Annotated in this window: 21 protein-coding genes; 8 read left to right on the top strand and 13 right to left on the bottom strand. The window is 64.3% G+C overall.

Annotated elements, in window-relative coordinates:
- Positions 1–108 precede the first annotated feature (108 nt).
- The 5 genes from ACWGS9_RS08050 to ACWGS9_RS08030 all read right to left on the bottom strand — a co-directional run bounded on the left by ACWGS9_RS08050 (position 109) and on the right by ACWGS9_RS08030 (position 5,208).
- Positions 109–984, bottom strand: a complete 876-nt coding sequence (locus tag ACWGS9_RS08050; RefSeq protein WP_454504737.1) for a protein-L-isoaspartate O-methyltransferase family protein — start codon at positions 982–984, stop codon at positions 109–111.
- Between the two features lie 267 nt (positions 985–1,251).
- Positions 1,252–2,784: an alkaline phosphatase family protein gene (locus ACWGS9_RS08045; RefSeq protein ID WP_454504736.1), complete on the bottom strand. Its 1,533-nt coding sequence runs from the start codon at positions 2,782–2,784 to the stop codon at positions 1,252–1,254.
- 378 nt (positions 2,785–3,162) lie between these two features.
- The gene (locus ACWGS9_RS08040) at positions 3,163–3,585 is read right to left on the bottom strand and encodes an ABC transporter permease family protein (RefSeq protein ID WP_454504735.1); all 423 of its coding nucleotides are present in this window, start codon (positions 3,583–3,585) and stop codon (positions 3,163–3,165) included.
- On the bottom strand, positions 3,582–3,899 hold the full coding sequence (locus tag ACWGS9_RS08035) for a hypothetical protein (protein WP_454504734.1): 318 nt from the start codon (positions 3,897–3,899) through the stop codon (positions 3,582–3,584). The genes ACWGS9_RS08040 and ACWGS9_RS08035 overlap by 4 nt, the downstream gene beginning before the upstream one ends.
- 187 nt (positions 3,900–4,086) lie before the next feature.
- The gene (locus ACWGS9_RS08030) at positions 4,087–5,208 is read right to left on the bottom strand and encodes an NAD(P)/FAD-dependent oxidoreductase (protein ID WP_454504733.1); all 1,122 of its coding nucleotides are present in this window, start codon (positions 5,206–5,208) and stop codon (positions 4,087–4,089) included.
- 115 nt (positions 5,209–5,323) lie between these two features.
- Here ACWGS9_RS08030 and ACWGS9_RS08025 point away from each other — a divergent pair, with 115 nt between their 5' ends.
- The 5 genes from ACWGS9_RS08025 to ACWGS9_RS08005 all read left to right on the top strand — a co-directional run bounded on the left by ACWGS9_RS08025 (position 5,324) and on the right by ACWGS9_RS08005 (position 12,052).
- On the top strand, positions 5,324–6,229 hold the full coding sequence (locus tag ACWGS9_RS08025) for a LysR substrate-binding domain-containing protein (RefSeq protein WP_454504732.1): 906 nt from the start codon (positions 5,324–5,326) through the stop codon (positions 6,227–6,229).
- Between the two features lie 90 nt (positions 6,230–6,319).
- Entirely contained in the window at positions 6,320–8,398 is a 2,079-nt protein-coding gene (locus tag ACWGS9_RS08020; protein ID WP_454504731.1) for a hydantoinase/oxoprolinase family protein, read from the top strand.
- 5 nt (positions 8,399–8,403) lie between these two features.
- Positions 8,404–10,389 (top strand): hydantoinase B/oxoprolinase family protein, encoded by a 1,986-nt coding sequence (locus ACWGS9_RS08015; RefSeq protein WP_454504730.1) that lies wholly within the window; start codon positions 8,404–8,406, stop codon positions 10,387–10,389.
- Entirely contained in the window at positions 10,386–10,688 is a 303-nt protein-coding gene (locus ACWGS9_RS08010) for a (2Fe-2S)-binding protein (RefSeq protein WP_454504729.1), read from the top strand. Before ACWGS9_RS08015 ends, ACWGS9_RS08010 begins: the two co-directional genes overlap by 4 nt.
- Positions 10,685–12,052 carry an FAD/NAD(P)-dependent oxidoreductase gene (locus ACWGS9_RS08005; protein WP_454504728.1) on the top strand — a complete coding sequence of 456 codons (1,368 nt, stop codon included), beginning with the start codon at positions 10,685–10,687 and terminating at the stop codon, positions 12,050–12,052. The genes ACWGS9_RS08010 and ACWGS9_RS08005 overlap by 4 nt, the downstream gene beginning before the upstream one ends.
- Positions 12,053–12,105: 53 nt before the next feature.
- Here the strand turns inward: ACWGS9_RS08005 and ACWGS9_RS08000 are convergent, their stop codons facing one another.
- Positions 12,106–13,431 (bottom strand): NAD(P)/FAD-dependent oxidoreductase, encoded by a 1,326-nt coding sequence (locus ACWGS9_RS08000; RefSeq protein WP_454504727.1) that lies wholly within the window; start codon positions 13,429–13,431, stop codon positions 12,106–12,108.
- Between the two features lie 212 nt (positions 13,432–13,643).
- Here ACWGS9_RS08000 and ACWGS9_RS07995 point away from each other — a divergent pair, with 212 nt between their 5' ends.
- Positions 13,644–14,120: an Lrp/AsnC family transcriptional regulator gene (locus tag ACWGS9_RS07995; protein ID WP_320212843.1), complete on the top strand. Its 477-nt coding sequence runs from the start codon at positions 13,644–13,646 to the stop codon at positions 14,118–14,120.
- A gap of 34 nt (positions 14,121–14,154) precedes the next feature.
- On the opposite strand, the gene ACWGS9_RS07990 is transcribed toward ACWGS9_RS07995, so the two are convergent.
- The 7 genes from ACWGS9_RS07990 to ACWGS9_RS07960 all read right to left on the bottom strand — a co-directional run bounded on the left by ACWGS9_RS07990 (position 14,155) and on the right by ACWGS9_RS07960 (position 22,669).
- Positions 14,155–15,810 carry an ABC transporter ATP-binding protein gene (locus ACWGS9_RS07990; protein WP_454504726.1) on the bottom strand — a complete coding sequence of 552 codons (1,656 nt, stop codon included), beginning with the start codon at positions 15,808–15,810 and terminating at the stop codon, positions 14,155–14,157.
- Positions 15,807–16,658: an ABC transporter permease gene (locus tag ACWGS9_RS07985; RefSeq protein ID WP_454504725.1), complete on the bottom strand. Its 852-nt coding sequence runs from the start codon at positions 16,656–16,658 to the stop codon at positions 15,807–15,809. The genes ACWGS9_RS07990 and ACWGS9_RS07985 overlap by 4 nt, the downstream gene beginning before the upstream one ends.
- On the bottom strand, positions 16,655–17,605 hold the full coding sequence (locus tag ACWGS9_RS07980; protein WP_454504724.1) for an ABC transporter permease: 951 nt from the start codon (positions 17,603–17,605) through the stop codon (positions 16,655–16,657). The genes ACWGS9_RS07985 and ACWGS9_RS07980 overlap by 4 nt, the downstream gene beginning before the upstream one ends.
- Before the next feature lie 86 nt (positions 17,606–17,691).
- On the bottom strand, positions 17,692–19,302 hold the full coding sequence (locus ACWGS9_RS07975; RefSeq protein WP_454504723.1) for an ABC transporter substrate-binding protein: 1,611 nt from the start codon (positions 19,300–19,302) through the stop codon (positions 17,692–17,694).
- Positions 19,303–19,367: 65 nt separating this feature from the next.
- On the bottom strand, positions 19,368–20,090 hold the full coding sequence (locus ACWGS9_RS07970) for an HAD-IA family hydrolase (protein ID WP_320212838.1): 723 nt from the start codon (positions 20,088–20,090) through the stop codon (positions 19,368–19,370).
- A 237-nt stretch (positions 20,091–20,327) separates the two neighbouring features.
- The gene (locus tag ACWGS9_RS07965) at positions 20,328–21,701 is read right to left on the bottom strand and encodes an aspartate aminotransferase family protein (protein ID WP_454504722.1); all 1,374 of its coding nucleotides are present in this window, start codon (positions 21,699–21,701) and stop codon (positions 20,328–20,330) included.
- Positions 21,702–21,829: 128 nt separating this feature from the next.
- Positions 21,830–22,669: a GNAT family N-acetyltransferase gene (locus tag ACWGS9_RS07960; RefSeq protein WP_454504721.1), complete on the bottom strand. Its 840-nt coding sequence runs from the start codon at positions 22,667–22,669 to the stop codon at positions 21,830–21,832.
- Between the two features lie 320 nt (positions 22,670–22,989).
- On the opposite strand from ACWGS9_RS07960, the gene ACWGS9_RS07955 reads away from it, so the two are divergent.
- The gene (locus ACWGS9_RS07955) at positions 22,990–23,658 is read left to right on the top strand and encodes a haloacid dehalogenase type II (RefSeq protein ID WP_454504720.1); all 669 of its coding nucleotides are present in this window, start codon (positions 22,990–22,992) and stop codon (positions 23,656–23,658) included.
- Positions 23,659–23,674: 16 nt separating this feature from the next.
- Positions 23,675–24,949, top strand: coding sequence for an NAD(P)/FAD-dependent oxidoreductase (locus ACWGS9_RS07950; RefSeq protein ID WP_454504719.1), 1,275 nt, complete (start codon positions 23,675–23,677; stop codon positions 24,947–24,949).
- The last annotated feature ends 22 nt before the right edge of the window (positions 24,950–24,971 follow it).

Here is a 24,971-nt window from a genome sequence, read left to right as displayed (position 1 = left end):
CGTCTTGCCCTTATGGATGTCGATGTGCGCGATGTTCAGGATCTGACGGCTATGATGCCATTCGGATTTGATGTCCCTGCGCAGACGGCCAGGATGGGGCCTAGCCCGTCAATCTCCATTATGGGTGCCGCTGATTCCGGATTCTCCCAGCTTCGTCAGAGGGACGAATGATAGGGTTCCGCCATTGTAGATGTCTGTGCGCACGACATTGAAGGCGCCGCTGGCTCCCTGCTTCTTCAAGACTTTCAGCACATGTTGGGCGCCGGGTGGACCAACAGGGATGACCATGATGCCGTTTGGCCGCAACTGTTGCAAAAGGGGTGGCGGAATATGGTCTATGCCACATGTAACGATAATCTTGTCGAACGGCGCCTCGTCCTTGAGGCCGTAATATCCATCGCCCGTGTGTGTGGAGATGCGCTGATATTCGGTGTAGCCCTCAGCGATCAACGTGTCATAAACACCGCGCGTGCGGGCTGCCAAGGGGTTGATGATCTCGATCGTGAAAACCTTGTCGGTGAGGTATGAAAGATAGGCGGACTGGTAGCCAGAGCCTGTTCCGATTTCCAACACCTTGTCCCCAGGCCCTACGCTGATCGAATTGGTCATGCGTGCGACAGTATGCGGGCCAGTGATCGTCACCCCATAGCCGATATCGAGATAATGCCATTCATACGCGCGGCCGATGTTCGCCTTGGTAACGAACCTCTCTCGCGGCGTGAGCAGGTAAGCCCGTTTGTCGCGAGTCTCCCACAGGTCCTTGTGCGCGATCAGTGCCTCGAAGCGATCCCAACGCTGGCTCAGGAAATCAGCTTGTTCGCCGCGGTCGCCCTGCATCCATTTTATGTAGTTTTCCTTGCTGTCCATAGGCGGATTGGGGGCTTGGCCCAAGGGAACGCGCACCTTTGCGCAGGCCGATGTCGCAAACGCTGATGACATCAGACCTCCGGCACCACAAAACATCAATTCGCGCCGGGTCAGCATCGTCGGGCGCCTCTTTCCGGCCTGAGGGGCTCAGGCCGCAAACAACAAGATTCAAATCTGTGGCATCGTCGACAAAAGCCAATGACGCTACGTAGAATTGTCGCGAAAAAGCTTGGGACGGAAAAATTACAGGAACCTTGCCGGTTCCTTACTGCTTGGTAAGGAACCGGGCCGGAACATTCGCGAGTCTCGCTATTGCCATGCCGTATCGGCGCGCTATAGCGGTGGCGCGCCGCCGCTAAGGTGCAATTGCCTCGAGGGCGAAAATCAGAACGGCAGCGCCGGCAACTGCTGCGTGCCTTCCACCTTCACTGCCTGAAGCTCGTTCGGGTCGTAGCCCAGGGCTCGCAGGATGGTTGGAGCGACTTGCGTGGTCTCGACCAAGGCGGGCACCGACTTCGGCGCCAGCGTCGGGCTGCTGATCAATAGGGCCACATTGCGGTCGTTCTGGTTGGCGCCGCCGTGCTCGGCGATCTTGGAGCCCGAAGTGTAGACGACACCCGGATTGACGGTGGCAATGAAGTCCGGCGTGCGGCTGTCATTCGCCGGGTCCTGGTAGGAGAGGGCCAGCACGTTCGGCGGCTGGATCTGTGCGATGCCCTCCGCTTTGCTCGACTTCTCGAGATAGTCCTGCGCGGCAGCGAGATTCTTGGCCCTCTCTTCCGGCTTGAGCCAGATGAGGGCAGCATCGTCGGCTATGTGGAAAGCATAGCCCGGCGTCTTGGTATAAGGGTCATCGTCAAGCGCCTGGAACGTTGCCGGATCGATCGGAGACTGGCCGTGCTTGGAGGCCAGAACGATCAGCGTCGAGTCGGCGAGGTGGTTGTCCTTGAGTCCCGCCAGGAGTTCGCCCAGTGCGCCGTCAACATAGGCCAGTTGCTTGGCGAGACCGTCATTCGGCAAGCCGCTCGCGTCCTTGTAACCGCCGAGGAGGCCCGCGTCGTCGCCCGGGCCGGCCTTCGGAAGCTTCTGACCGACGCTGACCGCCTGGAAATTCATGCCAAAGAGGGTCGGAACCGTCGCCGGGTGCGACCCCGTGCTGTCGAATCCCTTCATCTCATTGATCAGTGCCTTGAGACGCGCTTCGTCGAAGTCGCGCTCTGCCTTGAAGCTGCCAGTGGTCTTTACTTTCGTGCCGGGGATCAGGCTATCTTGTTCCAGCGCATAAAGATCATCAAGGCCCTTGCCGGACGGCCCGTTGAGCCACTCATATGCCGGGTGCTTGTCGGACCAGGCCGTACGGCCGCCGTGAGCTTTCACGATCTCAAAGATATTGTTTACTCGCACGAAATCATGTGGATAGACGACAGCGCACTTTCCGCCGACCAACGTCATTGGCAGTTTGGCCGGATCGATCTGGCTACGGTAATCTCCTGGCTTGCCGCCACCGTCGAGGCGTGTGAAGTCGACATCTATGTTCTCGGCAAACGCCACTTCCGAACCAGGTGCGCCTTTGCAGTCCGAACCCGGCTGGAAGTAGGTGCGGTCAAAGCTGTCGTCGTAAAATACACCCGTCGATTTCGGCGTGCCGCCAGTCACCTGCGCGACGAGGCCCGGAAAGGAATCCGACGGAGCGCTGGTGAGCGCGTTCGGATAGAATATGCCCGTGTGGGCGAGCGTAGCGAAAGAACTCCTGGGATTCTCGGCGACGTAGTTCGCCAGGTCGATGGCATGAAGCCCGTCCACGCTGATGAGCAGCACGTGCTTGTATGGCGCGGCGATTGCGACGGACGTTTGCAATGCGCCGAGCGAAATTGCCGCGAGCGCACTCGCGGCGAACGCCGATTTTAGCCTTTTCATTGGGTATCCCTCTCTTGGAGCCCCGCGCTCGATCAAGGATAGGCCCCGGGATATGACGCGCTCATGAACCCCGCACGGCCTTTATTTAACAACCGCTTACGAGGCGGTTCGCCAAAGTCGACTCAAGGGGCTGTTCAAGCCACTAAGTCAGGCTCTGCGGATGCCTGAAAGCTGAAAGCGAACATCGCGGTGAATGACGGTAGACGGCGGTTGCACCGGCGGCCTAATCCATCATTTCGCTCGACCCTATCGGTCCGTTACGCCTACTCGCCGATCGTCAGCCCGCACGGACCAGCAAAGCTCTGTGGCTGCGCGGAAAGATCGCCGACGACTATCAGCTTCTTTTTGATGACGAGGCGTCCTCTAACCACTGCCCTTTTACAGCGCGGCTGGCTGGTAGGGGACGAACAGACCGACGGTGACCAGCAGCATGATCATATTGGCGTGACGAGACTTCCATTGCGCCAGCGCATAGCCATTGAGCGCGCCAGCCAGCGTGGAGATCACCACGCTCGGTATGGTGATCTTGATGGAGTTCCACAGGCCGGGACGGATGCCGGCGCATTCGAGGCCCGTGCAGGCGCTCTGCCAGGCACTCGCCCATGCGTCGAAATTGGGATTGATCGGCAACGCGAGGAGATTGCCCTGGCGGATTTCCTCCATCGGCTTCAGCGAGTTCATGATCACCAATAGAAGCGGCGGCAGGAAGAAGACGGCGGAGACGACGAGGAAGGCATAGAGACCGAGGCGCGCGGCGCGCGGTCCGAATGCCGGCCCGCCGCGGATGGCGGTTGATGTCATGTGCGCCTCCGGAACTCGCTGTAGAAATAGGGGGTGAGCATGATGAGCGACAGCACCAGCATCATGATCGACGCCGCCGAGGCCAGGCCGAGATTGACGCGGGTGAAATAGAAATCCACCGCGAACTTCGCCGGCATTTCGGTGGCGATGCCCGGTCCTCCCTTGGTCATGGCGATGATCAGGTCGTAGCCTCGGATCACCTCGGACATCAGCGGCACCACGCAAGACGCGATGACCGGCCGCATACCGGGAAAGATGACCTGCAGATACGCGCGCCATAGTGGAATGCCTTCAATCCGGATGGCTTTCTGCACGCATCTTCTGCAGTGAATAGCTGGCTTCAGCGTGAGGTTCGTTCCCGGGACCGATGCAAGCCAACTCCGCCTGACACCTCAATCCGTGAATCCCTTTCGCCGCAACGCGCTCCAAGGCGCAAAAATTCGCAGGCCGGGAGGGAGTGACTCCGGGACTTGACGTAGGTCGAGCCGTCAGATGCCGTCGTCAATACAGGCGACGGCCGAAGCGATCCACCCTGAAATCATCGAGCGGTGTTTCGCAGCGCCCGGTCATCATGACCTCGGCCATTGCGTCGCCCACGCCTGGGCCGAGCTGGAAGCCGTGCCCGCAGAAACCGAAGGCATGGAACAGGCCTGGCGTGGTCGCCGATTGTCCCATGACCGGCAGCATGTCGCGCACATAGCCCTCGCAGCCCGACCAGGTGCGGATCACCGCGGCCCTTGCGATCGCCGGCAGCAGCCGCGCGACGGCGCGCAACTGCACTGGCAGCCGCATCGGGTCGGCCGCCGCGTGGCCGGGATCGAGCTCCACCGCCACCCTTTCGGCCGCGCCGCCGAAGACGATGTTGCCACGTTCCACCTGACGCAGATAGGCCCCATAATCCTTGTCGCGCGTCCAGATGCCGACCACCGGCAGGATCCGGTGTGGCAGCGGCTCGGTCACGCCCATTTGCGGGCCGCGGGCTTCGAGCGGTACCTCCTCGCCGAATTGGGCGGCGATGCCGGCGCCCCAGGCGCCGGCGGCGTTGAGCAGGCACTCGGCGGCGAACATGCCCTTCGAACTGGCAACGACGAAACTGGAGCCCGTGTGCTTGATCGTCTCGACCTGGGCTCCCTCGACGATTTCCGCGCCGAGCTTACGTGCAGCCTCGGCAAAGGCCGGTGCGATCAGCCGCGGATTGCCGCTGCCGTCATGCGGCGAAAATGACGCCGCGATCGCCTGGGGACCGAGGCCTGGAAAACGGGAGTGGATTTCGTTTGGGCCAAGTTCCTCCAACTCGAGCCCACAGGGCCGTGCCGCTTGAGCGTAGGCCCGCATGTCGGCAAGGCTTCCCTCATCGAAGATCAGCCGGATGTGGCCGGTGGCGCGGAATTCCACATCGCGGCCAAGCATCTTTTCGGCCTCGCCCCACAGCCTCAGCGAGCGGTTTGCCAGCGGTAGCTGCGACAGATGACGGCCTGTGCGCCGGATGTTGCCGAAGGAGGCGACGGTCGCCCCGGTGCCGATCCGGTTGCGCTCGATCAGCGTCACGCGCGCGCCACGCCGGGCGAGGAAATAGGCCGAAGCCGTCCCCATCAGGCCGCCGCCCAGCACGATCACATCCATAGTCGTTCCTTAGCGCAGGGCGGCTGATCTTTGATGCGCCCATCTTGTTCGCGCCACGGCATTGCGTCAAAGATGGGTTTGGACAACAACCATAAGTTTGACCTATGGAGTTGCGATGCGAGCCCGGCAGCTCGAAGTTTTTATTGCCGTCATGCGCGCGGGCACCGTGACGGCGGCGGCGCGGATGCTGAACATTTCCCAGCCTGCGCTCAGCCAGATCCTGCTCCACACCGAGGACGAGCTCGGTTTCACGCTGTTCGAGCGGGTGAAAGGCCGGCTGCGGCCAACTCCGGACGCACTGGAGATATTCCCCGATGCGGAGCGCCTGTCGGCCGGGCTGGAGGGCCTGCGCCGCAAGACCACCGATCTGCGCCTCGGCCGGGCAGGACTGGTGAGGGTCGCGGCCTCGCCGCCGCCGGCCATGGCGATACTGCCGCGCGCGTTCACCAGATTCCGGGAGCAGCATCCCAACATATTGCTGCGTTCCCATAGCGCCCCGATCGCGGCGATCGTCGACATGCTGCGCGCCGGCGATGCGAGCCTCGGGGTGGCCATGGACGACCGCTTGCCACCCGACATCGAGGCTGAGGTGATCGGGAGCATCGGCTTCGCGTGCCTGTTGCCTGCCGGGCACGTGTTGCAGAAGCAGACCGCGCTGATGCTCGCCGATCTCGTCGGGCAGGAGTTGATATCCTATCGCGGAAACACGCGTCCTGCCGACGTACTGGCCCACGCAGCCCACGCGCAGGGTGTCACGCTTTCGCCGTCGCTCGAGATAGATGCGTCCATCTCCGCGGTCAGTTTCGTCCAGGCCGGCCTGGGTGTCGGCCTGGTCGACGCGCTGCTGCCGTGGGAGCAATTTACCGGAGTTGCCGTCAGGCCGCTCGCCAACGGGCCGGAACTCCCGATCGCGCTGCTTAGCTCGCGCGCACGGGCGCTTTCGCGAGCCGATGAGATGATGCGCCACGAAATTCGCGTGGCCTGTGCCGCCGTCTTGAGTGAACATCGCGCAAAACCATAAGCAGGACTTATACGCTTCTCCGTCATTTGTCTTGGACCCGGACCATCCGGTCGTGTCAGCTTTCGCTTGGCAAACAGGAAGGGACGCATCATGGACGGTGCCATTGCGGCGGATGAGGCGCGGAACGGAGCCGACTGGAAGCTCGGCGTCGATATTGGCGGGACATTCATCGACTTCTGCGCGCTCGAATCCCGTTCCGGCCGGGTCGCTTCGTTGAAGGTGCTGACGACGCCGGAGGACCCGGGGGCCGAGCTGACGACGGGCCTCGCCCTTCTGGCTGAACGCGAAGGCTTTGATCCTGGGCGCACAACCCGCTTCGTGCATGGCACGACCGTCGGCATCAACACGATTATCCAGCGCAAAGGCGCTAAGCTTGCCCTGTTTACGAACGCGGGCTTCGAGGACGTTATCGAGCTTGCGCGGCTTCGAATGCCGGACATGTACTCGCTGTTTTGCTCGCGGCCGGATCCGCTGATCTCGCGCGACATGGTCTTCGGCATTCCGGCCCGCATGCGCGCCGATGGGAGCGAAACCCACGCGCCGGATATGGTGGCGGTGGAGCGGGCTGTCGCAACGGCGAAAGCTAACGGAGCGCAAGGGATTATCGTGTCCTTCCTCCATGCCTGGCGCAATGCCGCGCAAGAGGCCTCGGTGAAGGCCACGATCGCCCGTCTGGCGCCCGACCTCTTCGTCTTCACCTCGGCCGAGGTGTGGCCTGTCATCCGCGAGTATGAGCGCAGTTCGACCGCCATCCTCAACGGCTATGTCCACCCGCGTGTCTCGAGCTATCTGACGGCGCTGGAAGAGCGGCTGAAAGACCGCGGCGTGCCAGCCCGCCCCATGCTGACCAAATCGAACGGCGGGGTCATGAATGCCGCTGAGGGCAAGCGCGCCTGCGTAAACATGCTGCTGTCGGGAACGGCCTCTGGCGTCATCGGCGCCTCTTGGCTGGCGCGTCAGGCTGGCGAAGACAGGATCCTGACACTCGACATCGGCGGGACTTCGGCCGACTTCGCGCTCATCATCGGCGGCGAGGCGCAGTTCGGCACCGGCGAGCTGATCGGCGAGTTTCCTCTCCACATCCCATCGGTGTCGGTCAGTTCGATCGGCGTCGGCGGCGGCTCGATCGCCGGCGTCGATGCGCAGGGTGTGTTACGGGTCGGACCGGAATCGGCCGGCTCGATGCCGGGACCCGCCTGCTACGGTCGCGGCGGCGAGCGAGCGACGGTGACAGACGCTATGGTGGTCTGCGGATGGCTGGGCCACAGCGAGATGGCCTATGGCCAGCTCAGGATCGACACCGGACTGGCGCATCGCGCCGTCGGCGAGCTTGCCGCCCGGCTCGGCCGCCCGGTCGAGCAGACCGCGCAGGCGATCCTCGACATCGCGGTGTCGGAAATGTTCGTCGAGGTCGAAAAACTCGCCTCGCGCGCCGGCGTCGACCTGCGCGATTTCACGCTGATGCCCTTTGGCGGCGGCGGCCCGATGCTAGGCGCCTTCCTTGCCCGTGAGCTCGGCATGAAGCGTGTCATGGCGCCGCGCCGCCCCGGCGTGGTCTCGGCGCTGGGCGGGCTGGTGGCGGATCTGCGCGGCGACTTCATCCGCACCATCTTCAGTCCGCTGTCGGCCGCCTCGCTCCCGGCGATCCGCGAGGCCTTCGAGGCGCTTGCGCAAGAAGGCCGCGACTGGCTTGTGGCGCAGGGGCATGATGCGGTCGCGCAACTCAATCTCTCCTGCGACATGCGCTATATCGGGCAGAGCTATGAGATCGAGGTCGTCCTTTCGCCGGAATGGCTGGCGGACGGCCATGCGGCCGCCATCGAGCAGGCCTTCCACCGCACCCATGAGCGGCTCTACGATTTCCATGACTCCGACGGCGCGATCGAGCTTGTGAATGTCCGGCTGTCGGCGATAGGCGCAGGGCCGGCGCTTTCCTTCCCGCAGACCGAGGAGATCGACGCTCCGGCCAGCCCGGCGCGCCGGCTCCCGGTCTATACCGGCCAGAGCGTCCAGACCGTCGATCTCCATGACCGGCAGACCTTGGTGCCGGGCAGCACGTTCCACGGCCCCGCCGTGGTGGTGCAGGAAGACACCACCTTCGCTATCCCCGCCGGAACGCAGGCGAGGGTCGACCGCCATCTCAATCTCCTTCTGACTTTCGCGGAGTGATGCTCTTGTTCGACCGCACAAACCTTCAGGTTCTGGCGAACCATGCCCGCGCGGCGGCCGAGAACATGGCCCACACGCTGCACCGCACCGCGCACTCCGCTTTCGTCAAGGAGACGCAGGACTTCACCGTGATGCTGATGGACCGCTCGGGCGCTACATTCGCCGTCCCGATGGAACTCGGCGCCACCTGGTATCCCGGCCTTTCCTATCGCCGCGCCATCGCCATGGTGGACGACTACCGGCCCGGCGACGTCGCCTTCACCAACGATCCATATTCCGGCTACGTCGCCACCCATGCGCCGGACACCCATCTGTGGAAACCGGTCTTCGTCGACGGCGAGATCGTCGCCTGGACCGGAGGCCACATCCACAACACCGACATGGGAGGCGCGGTGCCGGCCTCGCTTAGCCGGGCGCTGACCGAAATCCATCAGGAAGGCATCCGCTTTCCGCCGATGAAGCTGGTGAACGAGGGCGTCTTCGACGAGATGATCCTGCGGATCATGAGCACCAATGTGCGCAAGCCAGATCTCAACATCGGCGACATCAAGGCGCTGGTCGGCGCCCTCAACACCGGCGAGCGAAAGATCCAGGCGATGGTGCGGAAGTTTGGTAAGGCCGGGTTCGTCGAGGGCGTTGCCGCTCTTCTCGACCATGCGGAGGCGCAGGCGCGCGACGTGCTGCGCTCCATGCCCGACGGCACCTGGGAATTCGCCGACTATGCGGACGAGGATTCCGTCGAGGCCAATCCGTGCCGGCTGAAGCTGACGCTGACGATCGAGGGCGACGAGGCGGTGCTCGACTTCACCGGCTCCGATCCGCAGCTCGGCTCCTCGCTCAATGTGCCCTCGGGCGGCGACCCGCGCCACACCATGCTGCTCATCGGCGTCTACTACGTGCTCTATACGCTCAACCCGAAGCTCCTGCTCAACACGGGCCTCACACGGCCGTTCACCTGCATTACGCCTCAGGGCTCGGTGCTGAACCCGGTCTACCCCGCGGCCGTAGGCATGCGCTCGCTCACCTGCTCCCGGCTGCGCTCGGTGGTCTTCGGCGCCTTTTCGCAGGCAGTGCCGGAGCGCCTGCCTGCGGCTCCGGCCGGCAATAACTGCATCGTCAACGTCATGACCACGGATGAGCGCACCAGCCGGAGCGTCATCGCGGCGGTGAACCCGGTGGTGGGCGGCGGCGGCGCGATGCCGCATCGCGACGGGACCAATGGATCGGGCGCCGATGCCGCCTATCTCAAGAACACACCGATCGAGATCACCGAGACCGAGACTCCGGTCGAATTCGTCAAATACGGCCTCGCCAAGGATAGCGGCGGTCCGGGCCGTTGGCGCGGCGGGCTGGCGACCGAGATGGCCTTCCGCGTCTTTGCCCCCGACTCCAGGATCACGGCGCGCAACCGCGACCGCAGCTTCTTCCGTCCCTGGGGGGTGCTCGGCGGCAAGGCGGCCGGCCTGTCGGATATGGTCGTCAATCCGGGGACCGAGCGCGAGCGGCGGCTGGGCAACATCGATACCGCGGTGCTGCAGCCCGGCGACGTGCTCGAGATCCGCTCCGCCGGAGGCGGCGGGCGTGGCGATCCGCATGAACGCGAGCCCTGGCGGGTCGCTGAGGATGTGCGGCGCGGCTATCTCTCGGCGGCTGCGGCCGAGCGCGACTATGGCGTCGTCATCCGCGGCGGCGAGGTCGATGAGCAGGCGACGGAGCAATTGCGCGCGCGGCATCAGCCGTCCGCCGGCCATTTCCATTTCGGTCCCGAGCGCGATGGCTACGAGGCGCAGTGGACGCCGGCCACCTATGACCGGCTTCACGCCATATTGGATGCCTTGCCGATCCACTGGCGGTTCTTCGCCAAGACGGAGATTTTTCGCCGCATGAAAGGGCGCTCCGGGCCGGAAGGTGTCCTGGCGGCCTTCGACGCGGTCTGCGAACGGTTTCCCGAACTGCCTCGTCCGCGTCCGGTGCGAGAGGCCGCGGAATGATCGCCGCCGGTCGCATCGTCCGGCTGGCCGAGCGCGACCGGGCGGAGGTGCGTTTCGTTCTCGACGGTGAGATGCGTTCTGCACTTGCAGGCGACACTGTGCTGACCGCCATGCTGGCTTCAGGTCATGCGTTGCGAAAGTCGGAGTTCGGGCCGGAGTTGCGCGCCGGCTTCTGCCTGATGGGAGCCTGCCAGGATTGCTGGGTGTGGCGGGATGGAGGACCACGTTTGCGCGCATGTTCGACGCCTGTCGTCGAAGGCATGCGGTTGCGCACGACGGCGCCGGAGAACTGGCCGTGAGCGAGGCCCCATCGCCGCGGATCGTAATTGCCGGCGCCGGTCCGGCCGGCATACGGGCCGCGGCGACGCTGGTCGAGGCCGGGCTTCACCCGGTGGTGATCGATGAGGGGCATCGCGCGGGCGGGCAGATCTATCGCCGCCCGCCTGCCGGCTTCGTCCGCACACCGGAGCAGCTCTACGGGTCGGAGGCGGCCAAGGCCCGCGCGCTGCATGCGCTCTTCGACCAAATGGCCGAAGCAGGGCGACTCACCTATTGCGCGGGAAGCTCCGTCATCGCTGTGCATGGGGGGCGGCTGCATATGCTGGGGGAGGGCGGCCTGCAGGTCATCGGCTATGACCGCTTGATCCTTGCCACGGGTGCGTCCGACCGCGTCGCCCCGGTTCCCGGCTGGCAGAGCGCCGGCGTCTACAGCCTAGGTGCTGCGCAGACCGCGCTCAAGGCGCAGGGCGTGGCGCTCGGGCGGCGCATCGTCCTCATCGGATCGGGGCCTTTGCTGACACTGGTCGGCGCACAGCTCCTCAAGACCGGAGCGAATGTGGCGGCGATGCTGGATACATCCTCCTGGCGCCAGCAGATGCAGGGGTTCTGGGGACTCGCCGCCCGGCCGGTGGTCACGCTGCGCGGCCTCGCACTGCGGGCGCGGCTTGGCGGCCGCTATCATGCGGGCGCGGCGCTGGAGCGTATCGAGGCCGACGCGTCGGGTGTAACGGCAATACGCTGGCGCGATGCCGGCGGCCGGCAGCGCCTTACCGCATGCGACATGGTCGGCATGGGCTGGCACCTGCGGGCGGAGACGCATCTGGCCGACCTGACGGGATGCGCTTTCACCTATGACGAGCAGTGGCGGCAATGGCTGCCAAGGACCGACGAGATGGGTCGGGCCGGCGACGGAGTTTACCTTGCCGGCGATGGGGTCCGCCTCCGCGGGGCGGACGGCGCGGAGATCGCGGGGCGCCTTGCCGCGGCGGCGTGCCTTGCCGATCTCGGACGTCCGGCGCCTTCCGCCAGCGCCGATCTGCGCAAGCTGGCGCGGCTCGAGCGCTTTGCCCGCGGTCTGGCTCGTGCCTTTCCCTGGCCGGCCGAGATGGTGCGGGCACTTCCCGATGAGGCGATCGTCTGCCGCTGTGAGAATGTAACTGCCGGAGCCGTGCGCGAAGGCGCGGATTTCGGCGGTGGCGAGGCCAACAGGGTGAAGTCGCTTTCGCGTGTCGGCATGGGGCGCTGCCAGGGGCGCTTTTGCCAGTTGGCAGCCGTCGAGCTCGTCGCGGCGCAAGCCGGCTGCGCACCGGATGCTGTCGGCCGGTTTCGCGGGCAGGCTCCTGTCCGTCCGGCGCCGATCGGCGCCTTTCTCCGAGAGGGCTGATGCAGTTCCGGAGGCTCCACCTACCAAGCGATGTCGGAATGTCGAGCTTGAGACTAGAAGTCGGCGACCTTACCCCAGGCCGAAGCATCGAGGCGCCGCGGATCGTAGGATGTCGCATCGACGATTGGTTCCGACCCGGTCACGAGATCGGCGACGAGGTGTCCTGCGCCAGGTCCGATGCCGAAGCCGTGCCCCGAAAATCCGGCCGCCAGGAAGAAACCCGGAACGCCGTAGATCTCGCCGATGGCGGGCACGCCGTCCGGCGTGCTGTCGATGTAGCCGGCCCAGGCGGCGCTGATCCTGGTGTGGCGCAAGGCGGGCAGCAGCTCGAGCGCGCGGGCATGCGTCAGGCGGATCGTGGCCTGGTCCGGGCTCGGATCGAGGATACGCATGCGCTCCATCGGCGTTGGCCGGTCGAGCTGCCAGCGCCGGAGCGTTTCGTGGCCCGAACGCATCCCCTGCAGGCCGCCGGGCGCGAGGCTTCGCCACCGCTTCAGAAACATCGGGACGAATTGCGACGAGAAGCGCAACTGCTGCGGCGTCACGTCCACGCGCCCGCGTCCGCTGATGGCGAGCGTATAGCCGCCGTCCCCGCGGCGCGTCGCCGAGATCCGCGCCGTATGCAGCGCATCCGGCAGGCCTTCAGCACCGGGCGAGACGGACAAGATGGAGGAGCGGACCGACGCTTGCGGAAAGCGGAAACCGAACTGGTGGCAAAACGAAGAGGCCCAGGCGCCGCCGGCCATCACCGCCATCTTCGTGCGGATCGCTCCGTGTTCCGTGACCACGCCAATCAGGCGCCCACCCTCGGTCTCGATGCCGCGCGCGGCGCAATTCTGGTGCACGGTGCCGCCGAGCGCGAGAATGGCGCGGGCGACCGCGGGCGCGGCGCGCGATGGATCGGCCGTGCCGTCGGTCGGCGAGAAGACGCCGCCCTTCCAGCTCCGGCCCGTGGCGCGGCCGCGCTCGCTGGCCTCGGCGCTGTCGAGCATATGCGTGGTGACGCCGGCCGTTCTGGCGAAGTCGCGCCAGCGCGCCCAGCCGGCCAGTTCCGCCTCGTCATTGCTGAGATACAGCAGGCCGCAGCGGCGGAAGCCGGTGTCCTTGCCGCTTTCGGCGGCAAAGTGCTCCCACAGATCGAGGCTTCGGGTCGCCATCGGCAGCTCGCGGGCATCGCGGTTCTGCTGGCGGCACCATCCCCAGTTCCTGGAGGACTGCTCGGCGCCGATGCGTCCCTTTTCGACAAGCGCGACTTTCAGGCCGCGCCGTGCCAGGTAATAGGCCGCGAAGACACCGACTATGCCGCCACCGATCACCACCACATCAGCCGATTGCGGCAGTTCGCCCGACGTTTCGATTTGCTGCAGCGGCGCGCGCATGATCCTCTCTGCCTTGAAGCGCCAGTCTATCGCGTTGTGCTGGCAGCCGCTGCCGCAGTTGAGACAGAGGCAGAATTTTATTCCGGCAATCCAGTCGAAATCGCGAGTCCCTGCGTTTCAAAGCGGCATCCGCCCGGATGGACAGGCCGGCGGGCTGTGATAGTCTCGACGGTCAGCATTTTGTGCTGCGGCACTCTTCTTCGGAGACACCCGTGAAACTCGATCGGATCGATATCAAGATTCTTCACGAACTGCAGAAGAACGGCCGCATCACCAACGTGGAATTGGCGGAAGTGGTGCATCTATCGCCGAGCCCATGCCTGATGCGGGTCAAGAGGCTGCAATCGGAGGGTTATATCGAAGGCTATTCCGCGCAGGTCAATATTGGCAAGCTCGGCCAGACATTGACCGTCTTCACCGAAATCACCTTGAAGAACCACCGCCAGGTGGACTTCGCTCGTTTTCTCGCCGTCGTGGATAAGATCGAGCAGGTCATCGAATGTCACCTTGTGTCGGGTGGCTATGACTACCTGATGAAATTCGTGACCTCGGGCATCGCTGAATACCAGACGATCATGGAGCGGCTGACCGACATGGACATCGGCATCGACAAGTATTTCTCGTTCGTGGTGCTGAAGTCCCCCATAGTCAAGGCGCACATGCCGCTGCCCAGCCTATTTCCGAGGTGAGGCCCTGTTTCCAAGGTGAGACCTTGCCGCCTCGTCAACGGTGGCTGTACTGGCTGACGAGCTCGGGGTCGCGGACGAGGCCGTCGAGCCACGTCGGATCGAGCTTCGGCACGGAGGAGAATAGAAGCTTGGAATAGGGATGGGTGGCCGCCTTCACCTTGTCGGGTGTGATCTGCTCCACCCGCTCCCCGTTGTACATCACCATGATCTCGTCGCAGATCGCCTCGACGACGGAGAGGTCGTGGCTGATGAAGATGTAGGAGAGCCCCAGCTCGCGCTGCAGCTCCTTGAGCAGCTCGATGACGGCGGACGCCACGACCGTGTCGAGCGCCGAGGTGATCTCGTCGCAGATGATGAGCTTGGGGTTAGCCGCCAGCGCGCGCGCGAAATTCACGCGCTGCTTCTGGCCGCCCGACAGTTCCGAAGGGTGACGGTAACGCAGCGCCTTGGGCAGGCGCACCATGTCGAGCAGTTCGTCGACGCGCTTGGAGCGTGCCTGCTTGTCGAGCCGGTGATAGAACGCCAGCGGGCGGGCAATGATGTCTTCCACGGGCTTGGCCGGATTGAGCGCGGTATCGGCATATTGGAAAACGATCTGCATCTCGCGCAGCTGATCCTGGCTGCGTTTGCTGGCGGCGCGCTGCAGTTGCTTGCCGTCGAAGACGATGTTGCCTGCTGCCGCCGGATGGATGCCGGCGATGACGCGCGCCAGCGTCGACTTTCCGCAGCCGGATTCGCCGATGACGCCGAGATTGCGGCCCTTCTCCACGATCAGGCTGACGGAATCGACAGCGCGGATGAGGGGCAGGCCGTCGTCCCGAACCGCACCGTAGCCGGCCGTCACATTGTCGATGCGCAGCAGCTGGTTGGCCTCGGCCTCCGCGTCCGCGTGCGCTTGCCGCGGCTTCGGCTCGAACGCTGCCAGCAGTTCGCGCGTATAGGGGTGCTTGGCGGCCGAAAGGATTTCAGCCGTCGTGCCGGTCTCTTGCACTTCGCCGCCCTTCAGCACCACGATGCGGTCGGCGATCTGGGCGACGACGGCAAGATCGTGGGACACGTAGACACCCGCTATCCCGCCCGCCCGCATGACCGACTTGAATGCCTTCAGCACGTCGATCTGCGTGGTCACGTCGAGCGCAGTCGTCGGCTCGTCGAAGATCATCAGCTTTGGATCGCCAATGAGCGCCATGGCCGCCGCCAGCCGCTGCAACTGCCCGCCCGAAACCTGGTGCGGATAGCGGGCGCCGATCCCGTCCGGGTCCGGCAGCGACAAGGCCCTGAACAGCTCGACCGCCCTCTTGCGCGCCTGCTCGGGTGGCATCAGCCTGTGGATGCGCGTGACCTCGATCACCTGCTCCATGATCGTCGACGAGGGGTTGAACGAGGCGGCGGCACTTTGCGGGACATAGGCGATGTCGGTGCCGCGCAGCTTCGCCCGGTCCTTCTCGGAAAGCGCTGCCATGTTCTTGCCGTTGACGTTGATCTCGCCGCCCGTGATCCGGCATCCGGGCCGCGCGTGTCCCATGAGCGAGAGCGCCACCGTCGTCTTGCCGGAGCCGCTCTCGCCGATGAGCGCGACGATCTCGCCGTCGGCGATGTCGAGGCTGACGCCCTTGATGATTTCAACGACACGTCCGGCGTCGGTCGTCGCCTCGATCTTCAGGTTCCTGACCTCGACGAGGTTGGTCATGCGTCACGGTCCCTGATTTTCTGCGGCAGGTTGTCGATCAGCAGGTTGACGCTGATGGTGAGGCTGGCGATCGCCAGCGAAGGCACGACGACTGCCGGGGCCGCGAACGGCAGGCCGCCGATGTTCTCGCGCACCAGCGCACCCCAGTCGGCCAACGGCGGCTGCAGGCCGAGCCCGAGGAAGGACAGGCCGGAGAGCAAAAGCACGATGAAGACAAAGCGCAGGCCGAAATCGGCGAGCACCGGGCGGATGATGTTGGGCAGGATCTCGGACCCGATGAGATAGGCCGTGCCTTCGCCCCGGACGCGGGCGACGGTCATGAAGTCCATGGTGTTGATGTTGACGGCGAGCGCCCGCGCGAAGCGGTAGGCGCCGGGGATGTAGATGACGGCGAGCGTCAGGATCAACGCCGGGATGGACGAACCGACCGCAGCCACCACCACGAGGCCGAACAGCTTGCTGGGAATGGAGTTCATCGCGTCGAGGAAGCGGCTGAGGCAGGTGTCGAGCCAGCCGCCGGCGACGGCCGCGATCATGCCGAGCACAACACCCGAGAAGCAGGCGATGGAGACTGCGGCGAGCGATATGCCGACGGTGTAGCGGGCGCCCATCAGAACCCGCGAGAGCATGTCCCGCCCCAGATAGTCCGAGCCGAGCCACAGCCCCTGGCGCATCGGGCCGAAATAGTCGTCGTCGACGATGTCGCCGATCGAATGTGGGATGATGTAGGGCGCGAAGATCGCGACAAGCGTCCACGCCAGGATGACCAGCGCGGCGACGACGCCGACGAGGTTGTAGCTGTGGCCCAGGAGGGACCGTCGGGAAGCTGCCGCGCGCGCCATCATCATCTGAGCCTCGGGTTGGACACGATGGCGACGATGTCGGCGGCCGTGATCAGCAGGAGATAGCCCAGGCAGAAGATCATCGCGCAGCTCTGGATCAGCGGCAGGTCACGGGTCGCGACCGCGTCGACCATCAGCTTGGCGATGCCGGGATAGTTGAAGATCGTCTCCACGATGATGACGCCGCCGACCAGATAGGACAGCGAGAGCGCGACCGCGTTGACGATCGGTCCGAGCGCGTTGGGCAGCGCATGCCGCAAGACCATGCGGCCGCGTGAGGCACCTTTGAGAAGCGCCATCTCGACATAAGGCGTGGACAGCGTTTCGATCACCGCGGCACGGGTCATGCGGATCATCTGGGCGGAGATGACGAAAGTGAGGGTGATCACGGGCATCGCATAGATGCGCACGAGGTCGGTCAGTGAATGCGCCTCGTTGACCGAGGACAACGCCGGCAGCCATTTGAGATAGACGGCAAACAGCAGCACCGCCAGCGTCGCGACCATGAACTCCGGCACCGAGATGACGCCGATCGAAAGGATGGTGACGGCGCGGTCATAGAGCGAGCCCCGCAGCATCGCGGCGGTGATGCCGAGCGTCAGCGCCAGCGGTACCGAGATCAGCGTGGTGACGCTGGCGAGCTTCAAGGTGTTGACGAAGCGGCCGCCGATCAGCGCCGCGACCGGCATGTCGTTGGCATAGGAGGTGCCGAGGTCGCCGTGGAGCAGGCCGACAAGCCAGCGCAGGAAACGCAGGATCGCCGGGTCGTTGAGATGCATGGCCTCGCGCAGGCCGGCGACCGCTTCGGGGGTCGCCGCCTGGCCAAGCAGGATCGAGGCCGTGTCGCCAGGCAGCATGCTGGTGGCGAAAAAAACGGCGAACAGGACGATCAGAAGCGTGACGGCCGCGACCGCCAGCCGCTTCACCACGAGGTTGAGAACCCCAGATTTCATGGAAGCGCTCCCCGCGGTTGCGTTCGGTCGAACTATCCTGCGCAATGCAGTGCCGGAGCCGGCCGACCGGCCCCGGCAGGCGCCTCTCAGGCTTCGAGCCAGAGATATTCCGCCATCGCATAGCCCATCATGCCACCGAGTGGGTTCGCTTCCAAACCCTTCACCTTGCTGGAGAGGGCATCAACGTTGGAAATATAGGCCGGGATGATGGTGCCGGCCTCTTCGGACACCATCGTCTGCATCTGGCCATAGAGTTCCTTGCGCTTGGCCTGGTCGAGCGAGCCACGCGCCTCGACAAGCATCTTGTCGAACTTCTCGGACTTGTACTGGCTTTCGTTCCACGGCGCGTTGGAGGCGTATAGGAGCGAGAACAGGATGTCGGGCGTCGGGCGCGGATTGATGTTGCCGAAATGGATCGGCGCCTTGAGCCAGTAATTGTCCCAGTAGCCGTCGGACGGAACGCGCTGGACGTCGAGCTTCATGCCGATATCGGCGCCGGCGGCCTGGACGATCACCGCCATGTCGATCGACGAGGTCGCGGCGTCGGAAGCGATCACGGGAATCGACTGGCCGAGCACGCCCGCTTTCTGGAAGTGGAACTTCGCCTTGTCCGGATCGAAAGCCTTCGGCTTGAGGTTGGCGTTATGGAAGATGTTCGCCGGCGAGACTGGCTGGTCGTTGCCGATTTCGCCAAGACCGCGCAATGCTGATTTGACGATCTGCTCGCGGTTGACGAGATACTTCATGCCGGCCACGAAGTCGGCCTTCTTGCCCGGATCCATGTCGAGCCGGATGTTGAGGTCCGTATAGTTGCCCGACGTCGTCTTCGACAGTTCAAAGCCTTGCTGGCTCTCCAGCAGCTTCATTGCGCGCGGATTGATCGAGGCGGCAAAGTTGATGTCGCCGGAGAGCAGGGCGTTGACCCGGGCGCTGTCGTCGGTGATGGCGATGAACTCAAAGGAGTCGAGGTAAGGCTTGCCCGACTTCCAGTAGTTCTTGTTCTTGGTGACCACCGAGCGCACGCCGGGCTCGAACGTCTGCAGCACGAAGGCGCCGGTACCATTGCCCTTGGAGAAATCGGTGGTGCCGTCGGCCACGATCATGAAGTGATGCAGCGCCAGGATGGTCGGCAGGTCGGCATTCGGATCGGCGAGCGTGATTTCCACGGTCGACTTGTCGACCGCCTTGAAGCCGGTCATCTGCGCGGCGATCTTGGCAACCTTGGAGCCGACCGCTTTGTCGAGATGGCGCTTCAGCGAGAAGACGACGTCGTCAGCTGTGAGGTCCTTGCCGTCATGGAAGGTGACGCCCTTGCGCAGCTTCACGGTCCAGGTCTTGGCGTCCTTGCTATCGAAGCTTTCGGCCAGTTCCATCTGCGTCTTGCCATCCTTGTCGAGGAAGGTCAGGCGATTGTAGAGCGAGCAGCAGCGGACATAGTCGGTGGAGAGCGACGCCTTCGCCGGATCGAGTGTGTCCGCGGTCGAGGACGACCAGCCGGCCGCCTTCAAGTTCCCACCCGAAACCGGGGTGGCTGCGACTGCTTGCGTCGCGCGGCCAAGCACTACGCCGCCCGCGGCAACCGCTGCGCCTCCGGCCAGCAGCATCTTGAGAAGTTCGCGGCGGCTCGCGCCCCGCCGGATAGCGTTTTCGACCATGGCATCGTCTGCGCTGGTCCAGTTGGTGATCTTGTCGGTCATGTTCATTCCCCTTTCTGTTGGTTTGGTCGGTATGCTCGTCTTGCTGCGGCTTCCCGGGCTTGGGTTCAGGTTCGCTCCTTCAGGCTTTCGCGCACGGCCGTCGCAAGGGCGGCCATCGAGGTGAAGTGGTGGTCCGGCACGGTGAAGCGCTCGGGCTCGATCGTGCCGCCATAGCCCTTCTGGGCATGCCGGCGCTCGATCCAGCAATTGGTCATGCCGAGCGCCCGGGAGATACCGATGTCGTGGTATTGGCTTTGTGCGACATGCAGGATGTCGTCCTTGCCGTCGCCGCGCGCCGCCACGAAATCGAAGACCTTCTGGAAAAAGGCCGGGTCGGGTTTTTCCGTACCGGTGTCGTCGGCGGTGAAGGTGGCGAAGAAGGGCGATCCGAGCTGCTTCTCGAAATGGTCGAGCGCCCAGCGTCGGGCATTGGTCATGGCAATCAGCCTGTGCGACTTGGCGAGATCGGCCAATGCCGCCGCGCTGTCGGGGAAGCCTTTCCAAACGCTGGCTGAATCCCGCAGGCGGACACCGTACTTCTCTTCGGCCGGCAGGCCGAGCCGCGGCGCGATGACCATGTAGACGCGCACGAGATCGTCCGGGAACAACCCCACGCCAGGCATGTAACGGGCCTGCCGATAGAGGGCGAGCGCTTCCTCGCCGACGATGGCAACGCCAGCCTCGGCGGCAATCCCCGCCAGACAGGCCGTAATACCGCCTTCGAAGTCGATCAGCGTGCCGACGACATCGAAGGTCATGTATTTGAATTCGCTAAAGGCCTTGGCCAAGAACTAGCTCTCCTCTGCACGCGGCCCAATTGCATTGTGTTGAACAGAACAAAATTCCGTGCTGTCCGGGGCGTCGGCCTTTTTCAAAAGCCCGGAAATTCGGGCTCTGGCCTTGTCTTGAAAGCAGTCTGGCACTTCCCTCGCGCTGGATACGCCGAAAAGGCGCGGGGCAGCGGCACAAAATTGCGAAATCGTCTGCCCCGGCGATATTTCGAGATGCCAAAAATTCGGCGCCCGTCATGCAAGGGCCTTGCGGACATCGGGATCGGCCAGTGTCTGATCCAGCGTTTGCCGCGTGCGCTCGATGATCGCATCGATATCGCCGTCGGTGCAGCAGAGCGGTGGTGCATAGCCCAGAACCCCGTGCGCGAAGGCACGGATGATGAGGCCGTTGTCCCACGCCCTGTCGAAGACCCGCCGCGCCGGCATTGCCGAGGCGGGAAGCGGCGTCTTCTTCTGCTTGTCAGTCACCAGCTCGACCGCGGCAAGCATGCCACGACCACGCACGTCGCCGACCAACGGATGGTCGCTCAGGTCGGCCAATCCGGCCATCAGGCGGGCGCCGGCCTTGATGCCGTTCTCCAGAAGTCCGTCCTCATAGAGCTTCAGCACCTCGAGCGCGACGGCGGCGCTGACAGGATGGGCGGAATAAGTGTAGCCGTGGCCGACCGCCGCGTTGCCCGCGCCATCGGCGATGACCTGGTAGACATGATCGGCCATGAACATGGCACCCATCGGCACATAGCCCGAGGTCAGACCTTTTGCGGTCGTCATGAAATCGGGAACGATGTCCTCGTCCGTGCAGGCGAACAGCGGCCCGGTGCGGCCAAAGCCGGTGATCACCTCGTCGGCGATGAACAGGATGCCGTATTCGCGGCAGAGCTCACGGATCGCCTTGATCCAGCCTTTCGGCGGGACGATGACGCCGCCCGAGCCCTGGATCGGCTCGGCATAGAAGGCGGCAACCCGCTCGGGACCAATCTCCTCGATCTTGGCCTTCAGCGCGCCAAGCGACGCGGCGATGATCGCGTTCCCGTCCTCGCCAGCCGGGTTACGGTACGGATAGGGCGACGGGATCTTGTGCTGCCATTCGAAGGGAATGCCGAAACCCGCGTGAAAGGCAGGCAGTGCAGTCAGCCCCGCGCCGACCACCGACGACCCGTGATAACCTTGCTCGATCGAAATGAACTGGTCGCGTTGCGGCTCGCCCCTGGCATTCCAGTAGTAACGGACGAAACGGATCGTGCTGTCGACCGCGTCCGATCCGCCGAGCGTGAAATAGACGTGATTGAGATCTCCCGGCGCGCGCTCGGCCAGTTCCGAGGCGAGCCGGATAGCCGGCTCCGAGCCAAGGTCGAAATAGGCGGTGGCGTAGGGAAGCTCGCGCATCTGCCGGGCCGCCGCCTCGACGATGCTGTCATGGCCATAGCCGGCGTTGACGCACCACAGCCCGGCGAAACCGTCGACAAGCTGCTTGCCGGACGCGTCGGTCACGGTCGCTCCCTTCGCCGATTTCAGCACGCGCACGCCGAGCGCCTCGTGGCCGCGATAGGAGGAGACTGGATGGATGAGATGGGCGCGGTCGAGTTCGATCAGGGAATTGGCGAGCATTGTTGTCCTCGTGACTAGAGCATGATGCCGAAAAGTGTGAAGCGGCTTTCGGACGACATCATGCTCTATCTCCTTGATTTAGAGGCGGATTCAGATTTCGGATCGAACCGATCCGAAATCATCCGGCTCTAGCCGAGCGCCTGGTTGGCAAGTGCGTAAACTTTTGGCCGGGCCTGTGCCGCGTCCTTGTTCGAAGGGCGGTCCATGGCCACGCCGCCACCGACATGGGCGAGGCCGATTTCCGTGAGCCAACCGGCGATGCCGGTCCGGCTGTCGGTGTCCACGCGCAGGAAGGCGCCGGCGCGCGACGCGGCGAAGAAGCCGATCAGGGCCCTGGCGTCCTCGACACTTCCCGCGATGACCGGGCCGATCACCTCGCCGCGTCCGAACGGACGGATCGCGGCATAGGCTTCGATGGCGCCGTCGCGGCGGATAACAGCGAATTGGCCGCGCTCGGCCAGCGCATCGATCAAGGCTTCGCGATCGGCGCCATAGGCGTCGCGGTCCAGCGCCTTGATCTCCAGCAGGTCGTCGGCGCTTGTCGCTTCCACGCCGTCGGGCGCCCCAAGCGCAGCGACGCTGCCCTGATGCTGCAGGATTGTGCCCGAGGGCACAAAGCCCAATTTCTGATAGAGCGGCATGCCATCCGCTGTCGCAACGAGACGCAGCGGACGTTTTTCGGCCAGGGCGAAGGCCTGTTCCATCAGCCGGCGCCCGAGCCCCAAGCCGCGCATATTCCTGTCGACGATCACCATGTTGATCATGGCGCAATCCGCGCCATAAGGCGTCACCAGTATTGTTCCGGTAACCCGGCCCTGGCCGTCGAGCGCCACCGCGCCGCTCGAAAGCTGCAGCGCCATCTGCCAGTCCTGCGGGCGATGCGGCCAGTTCTCCTGGCGAGAAAGCGCCACCGCGCCCTCGATATGGTCGGGCCCGAAGTCCCGGAGTTCGATCTCGCCCTGCTGCATGAGGCATCCTTCCGTCTCGCCTCGAAGTGTCGACCATCGGCGCGCCGCAGATCGTCTGAAGGTTTCGGTCTCCGCGGTATCTTTCGCCTTTGCGCGGCACGCGCGCCGCATCTTCTGCTGGCGGCGTCCCAGGCGGATGCGCTTGACCATCGTGGAATGGCGCGCTTCCCGACAGGCAAGATGCTACAGCGTGCCAAACCGGACGTCGGATACGGAACTTTCTGCTTTCGCGGAGCCGTTTTCGGTCAGGTGGCTCGTCGCCTGCGCGCATATGATGACGTAAATCCCAATGCGGGTGCTTCCACCGGAGATCGACGGACATGGCTTCATTCAGGCCCAAATACATCACCTTCGACTGCTATGGCACGTTGACTTTTTTCCAGATGGCGGAAGCGGCCCGCGACCTCTATGGCAGCCGGCTCGACGAGCCGCGCATGCAGGAGTTCATCAAGAACTTCGCGGCCTATCGGCTGGACGAGATCCTGGGCGACTGGAAGCCTTATGCCGACGTCATCCACAACGCGCTCGAGCGTGCCTGCAAGCGCAACGCTGTCGTCTTCAGCCCCGACGACGCCAAGATGGTCTATGAGCGTGTCCCGACCTGGGGGCCGCATGCCGACGTTCCGGCCGGCCTGGCCAAGGTCGCCAAGGAAATTCCGCTGGTGATCCTCTCCAACGCCATGAACGCGCAGATCATGTCCAATGTCGAGAAGCTCGGCGCGCCGTTCCATGCCGTCTACACGGCCGAGCAGGCGCAGGCCTACAAGCCCCGCTTCCAGGCTTTCGAATATATGCTCGACATGCTGGGCTGCGGCCCGGAAGATATCCTTCACTGCTCGTCTTCGTTCCGCTACGACCTGATGTCGGCGCACGATCTCGGCATCAAGAACAAGGTCTGGGTCAACCGCGCCCACGAGCCGGCCAACCCCTATTACGGCTACACCGAGATCGCCAATATTTCAGGTCTTCCCGGCGTGGTCGGGCTTTGAGACAGGCGAATTGCCGATGAAGCTCGTCTCCTACTGGCACGATACCGCCCCGGTCTTTTCAGGCGGGGCGCAAGGCCCGGTCGAAGGGCATTACGATGCCGCCATCGTCGGCGGCGGCTTCACCGGTCTTGCCGCTGCGCGCCAACTGGCGAAGGCCGGCGCCAAGGTGGTGGTGCTGGAAGCGGAGCGGGTCGGCTGGGGCGCCTCCGGGCGTAATGGCGGGCATCTGAACAACGGCCTTGCCCACAGCTATCTTTCGGCCAAGGCGGAGATCGGCAAGGAGCGCGCGATCGCGCTCTATCGGGCGCTGGACGACTCAGTCGATACCATCGAGGCATTGGTCGCCAAGGAAGGCATCGACTGCAACTTCCGCCGCGCGGGCAAGCTGAAGCTCGCCTCCAAGCCGCAGCATTTCGAGGCGATCGCGCGCAACTTCGAAGCCGTCCATGCCGAGGTCGATCCGGACACGGCGCTGCTGTCGGCGGCCGATCTCAAATCCGAGATCGGCTCGCCCTTCCATGGCGCGATGCTGTCGAAGAAAAGCGCCATGATGCATATGGGCCGCTACGTGGCCGGTCTGGCCACGGCCGCCGTCCGCCACGGCGCTATCATCCACGAGAACGCCAGGGTGACGGACCGCAGGCAAGCCGGAACCAGGCATGAGCTGACCACCTCGCGTGGCCGCATCAGCGCCGACAATGTGCTGGTGGCGACCGGAGCCTACACGACACCGAATTTCAGTTACTTCCGTCGTAGGCTCATCTCGGTCGGCAGCTTCATCATCGCCACGCGGCCGTTGAGCGATGCCGAGATCGCCGCGACGATGCCGGGCAACCGCACATGCGTGACCTCGATGAACATCGGCAACTACTTCCGGCTTTCGCCGGATAGGCGCCTCATCTTCGGCGGCCGTGCGCGCTTCTCGGCGACCTCGGACCAGCGCTCCGACGCCAGGAGCGGACAGATCCTGCAGGCGGGTCTCGCGGCGATTTTCCCGCAACTCGCCAAGATCGAGATCGACTATTGCTGGGGTGGGCTGGTCGACATGACCAAGGACCGTTTCCCGCGGGCCGGCTACCATGACGGTGTCTGGTACGCGATGGGCTATTCCGGCCACGGTGCGCAGCTTTCCACCCATCTCGGCATGATCCTGGCCGATGCCATGCTCGGCCGCGAAGACCGCAATCCGCTGAAGGGGCTCGAGTGGCCCTCCATTCCCGGCTATTCCGGCAAGCCCTGGTTCCTGCCGATGGTCGGCCTCTACTACAAGGCGCTTGACCGGATGCAGTAAGGCAGTAGGGCAGTAACGCAGT

It is taken from the genome of Mesorhizobium sp. Arg314, assembly GCF_053714275.1.
Note: the sequence above shows the minus strand (reverse complement) of the source record. Positions and strands in the feature narration are given on the sequence as shown.

Bases quoted from the DNA above. Each gene is read 5' to 3' on its own strand.
- ACWGS9_RS08050 (WP_454504737.1), bottom strand. From the start codon at position 984: ATGCTGACCCGGCGCGAATTGATGTTTTGTGGTGCCGGAGGTCTGATG.
- ACWGS9_RS08045 (WP_454504736.1), bottom strand. From the start codon at position 2,784: ATGAAAAGGCTAAAATCGGCGTTCGCCGCGAGTGCGCTCGCGGCAATT.
- ACWGS9_RS08040 (WP_454504735.1), bottom strand. From the start codon at position 3,585: ATGACATCAACCGCCATCCGCGGCGGGCCGGCATTCGGACCGCGCGCC.
- ACWGS9_RS08030 (WP_454504733.1), bottom strand. From the start codon at position 5,208: ATGGATGTGATCGTGCTGGGCGGCGGCCTGATGGGGACGGCTTCGGCC.
- ACWGS9_RS08025 (WP_454504732.1), top strand. From the start codon at position 5,324: ATGCGAGCCCGGCAGCTCGAAGTTTTTATTGCCGTCATGCGCGCGGGC.
- ACWGS9_RS08020 (WP_454504731.1), top strand. From the start codon at position 6,320: ATGGACGGTGCCATTGCGGCGGATGAGGCGCGGAACGGAGCCGACTGG.
- ACWGS9_RS08010 (WP_454504729.1), top strand. From the start codon at position 10,386: ATGATCGCCGCCGGTCGCATCGTCCGGCTGGCCGAGCGCGACCGGGCG.
- ACWGS9_RS08000 (WP_454504727.1), bottom strand. From the start codon at position 13,431: ATGCGCGCGCCGCTGCAGCAAATCGAAACGTCGGGCGAACTGCCGCAA.
- ACWGS9_RS07990 (WP_454504726.1), bottom strand. From the start codon at position 15,810: ATGACCAACCTCGTCGAGGTCAGGAACCTGAAGATCGAGGCGACGACC.
- ACWGS9_RS07985 (WP_454504725.1), bottom strand. From the start codon at position 16,658: ATGATGATGGCGCGCGCGGCAGCTTCCCGACGGTCCCTCCTGGGCCAC.
- ACWGS9_RS07980 (WP_454504724.1), bottom strand. From the start codon at position 17,605: ATGAAATCTGGGGTTCTCAACCTCGTGGTGAAGCGGCTGGCGGTCGCG.
- ACWGS9_RS07975 (WP_454504723.1), bottom strand. From the start codon at position 19,302: ATGACCGACAAGATCACCAACTGGACCAGCGCAGACGATGCCATGGTC.
- ACWGS9_RS07965 (WP_454504722.1), bottom strand. From the start codon at position 21,701: ATGCTCGCCAATTCCCTGATCGAACTCGACCGCGCCCATCTCATCCAT.
- ACWGS9_RS07960 (WP_454504721.1), bottom strand. From the start codon at position 22,669: ATGCAGCAGGGCGAGATCGAACTCCGGGACTTCGGGCCCGACCATATC.
- ACWGS9_RS07955 (WP_454504720.1), top strand. From the start codon at position 22,990: ATGGCTTCATTCAGGCCCAAATACATCACCTTCGACTGCTATGGCACG.
- ACWGS9_RS07950 (WP_454504719.1), top strand. From the start codon at position 23,675: ATGAAGCTCGTCTCCTACTGGCACGATACCGCCCCGGTCTTTTCAGGC.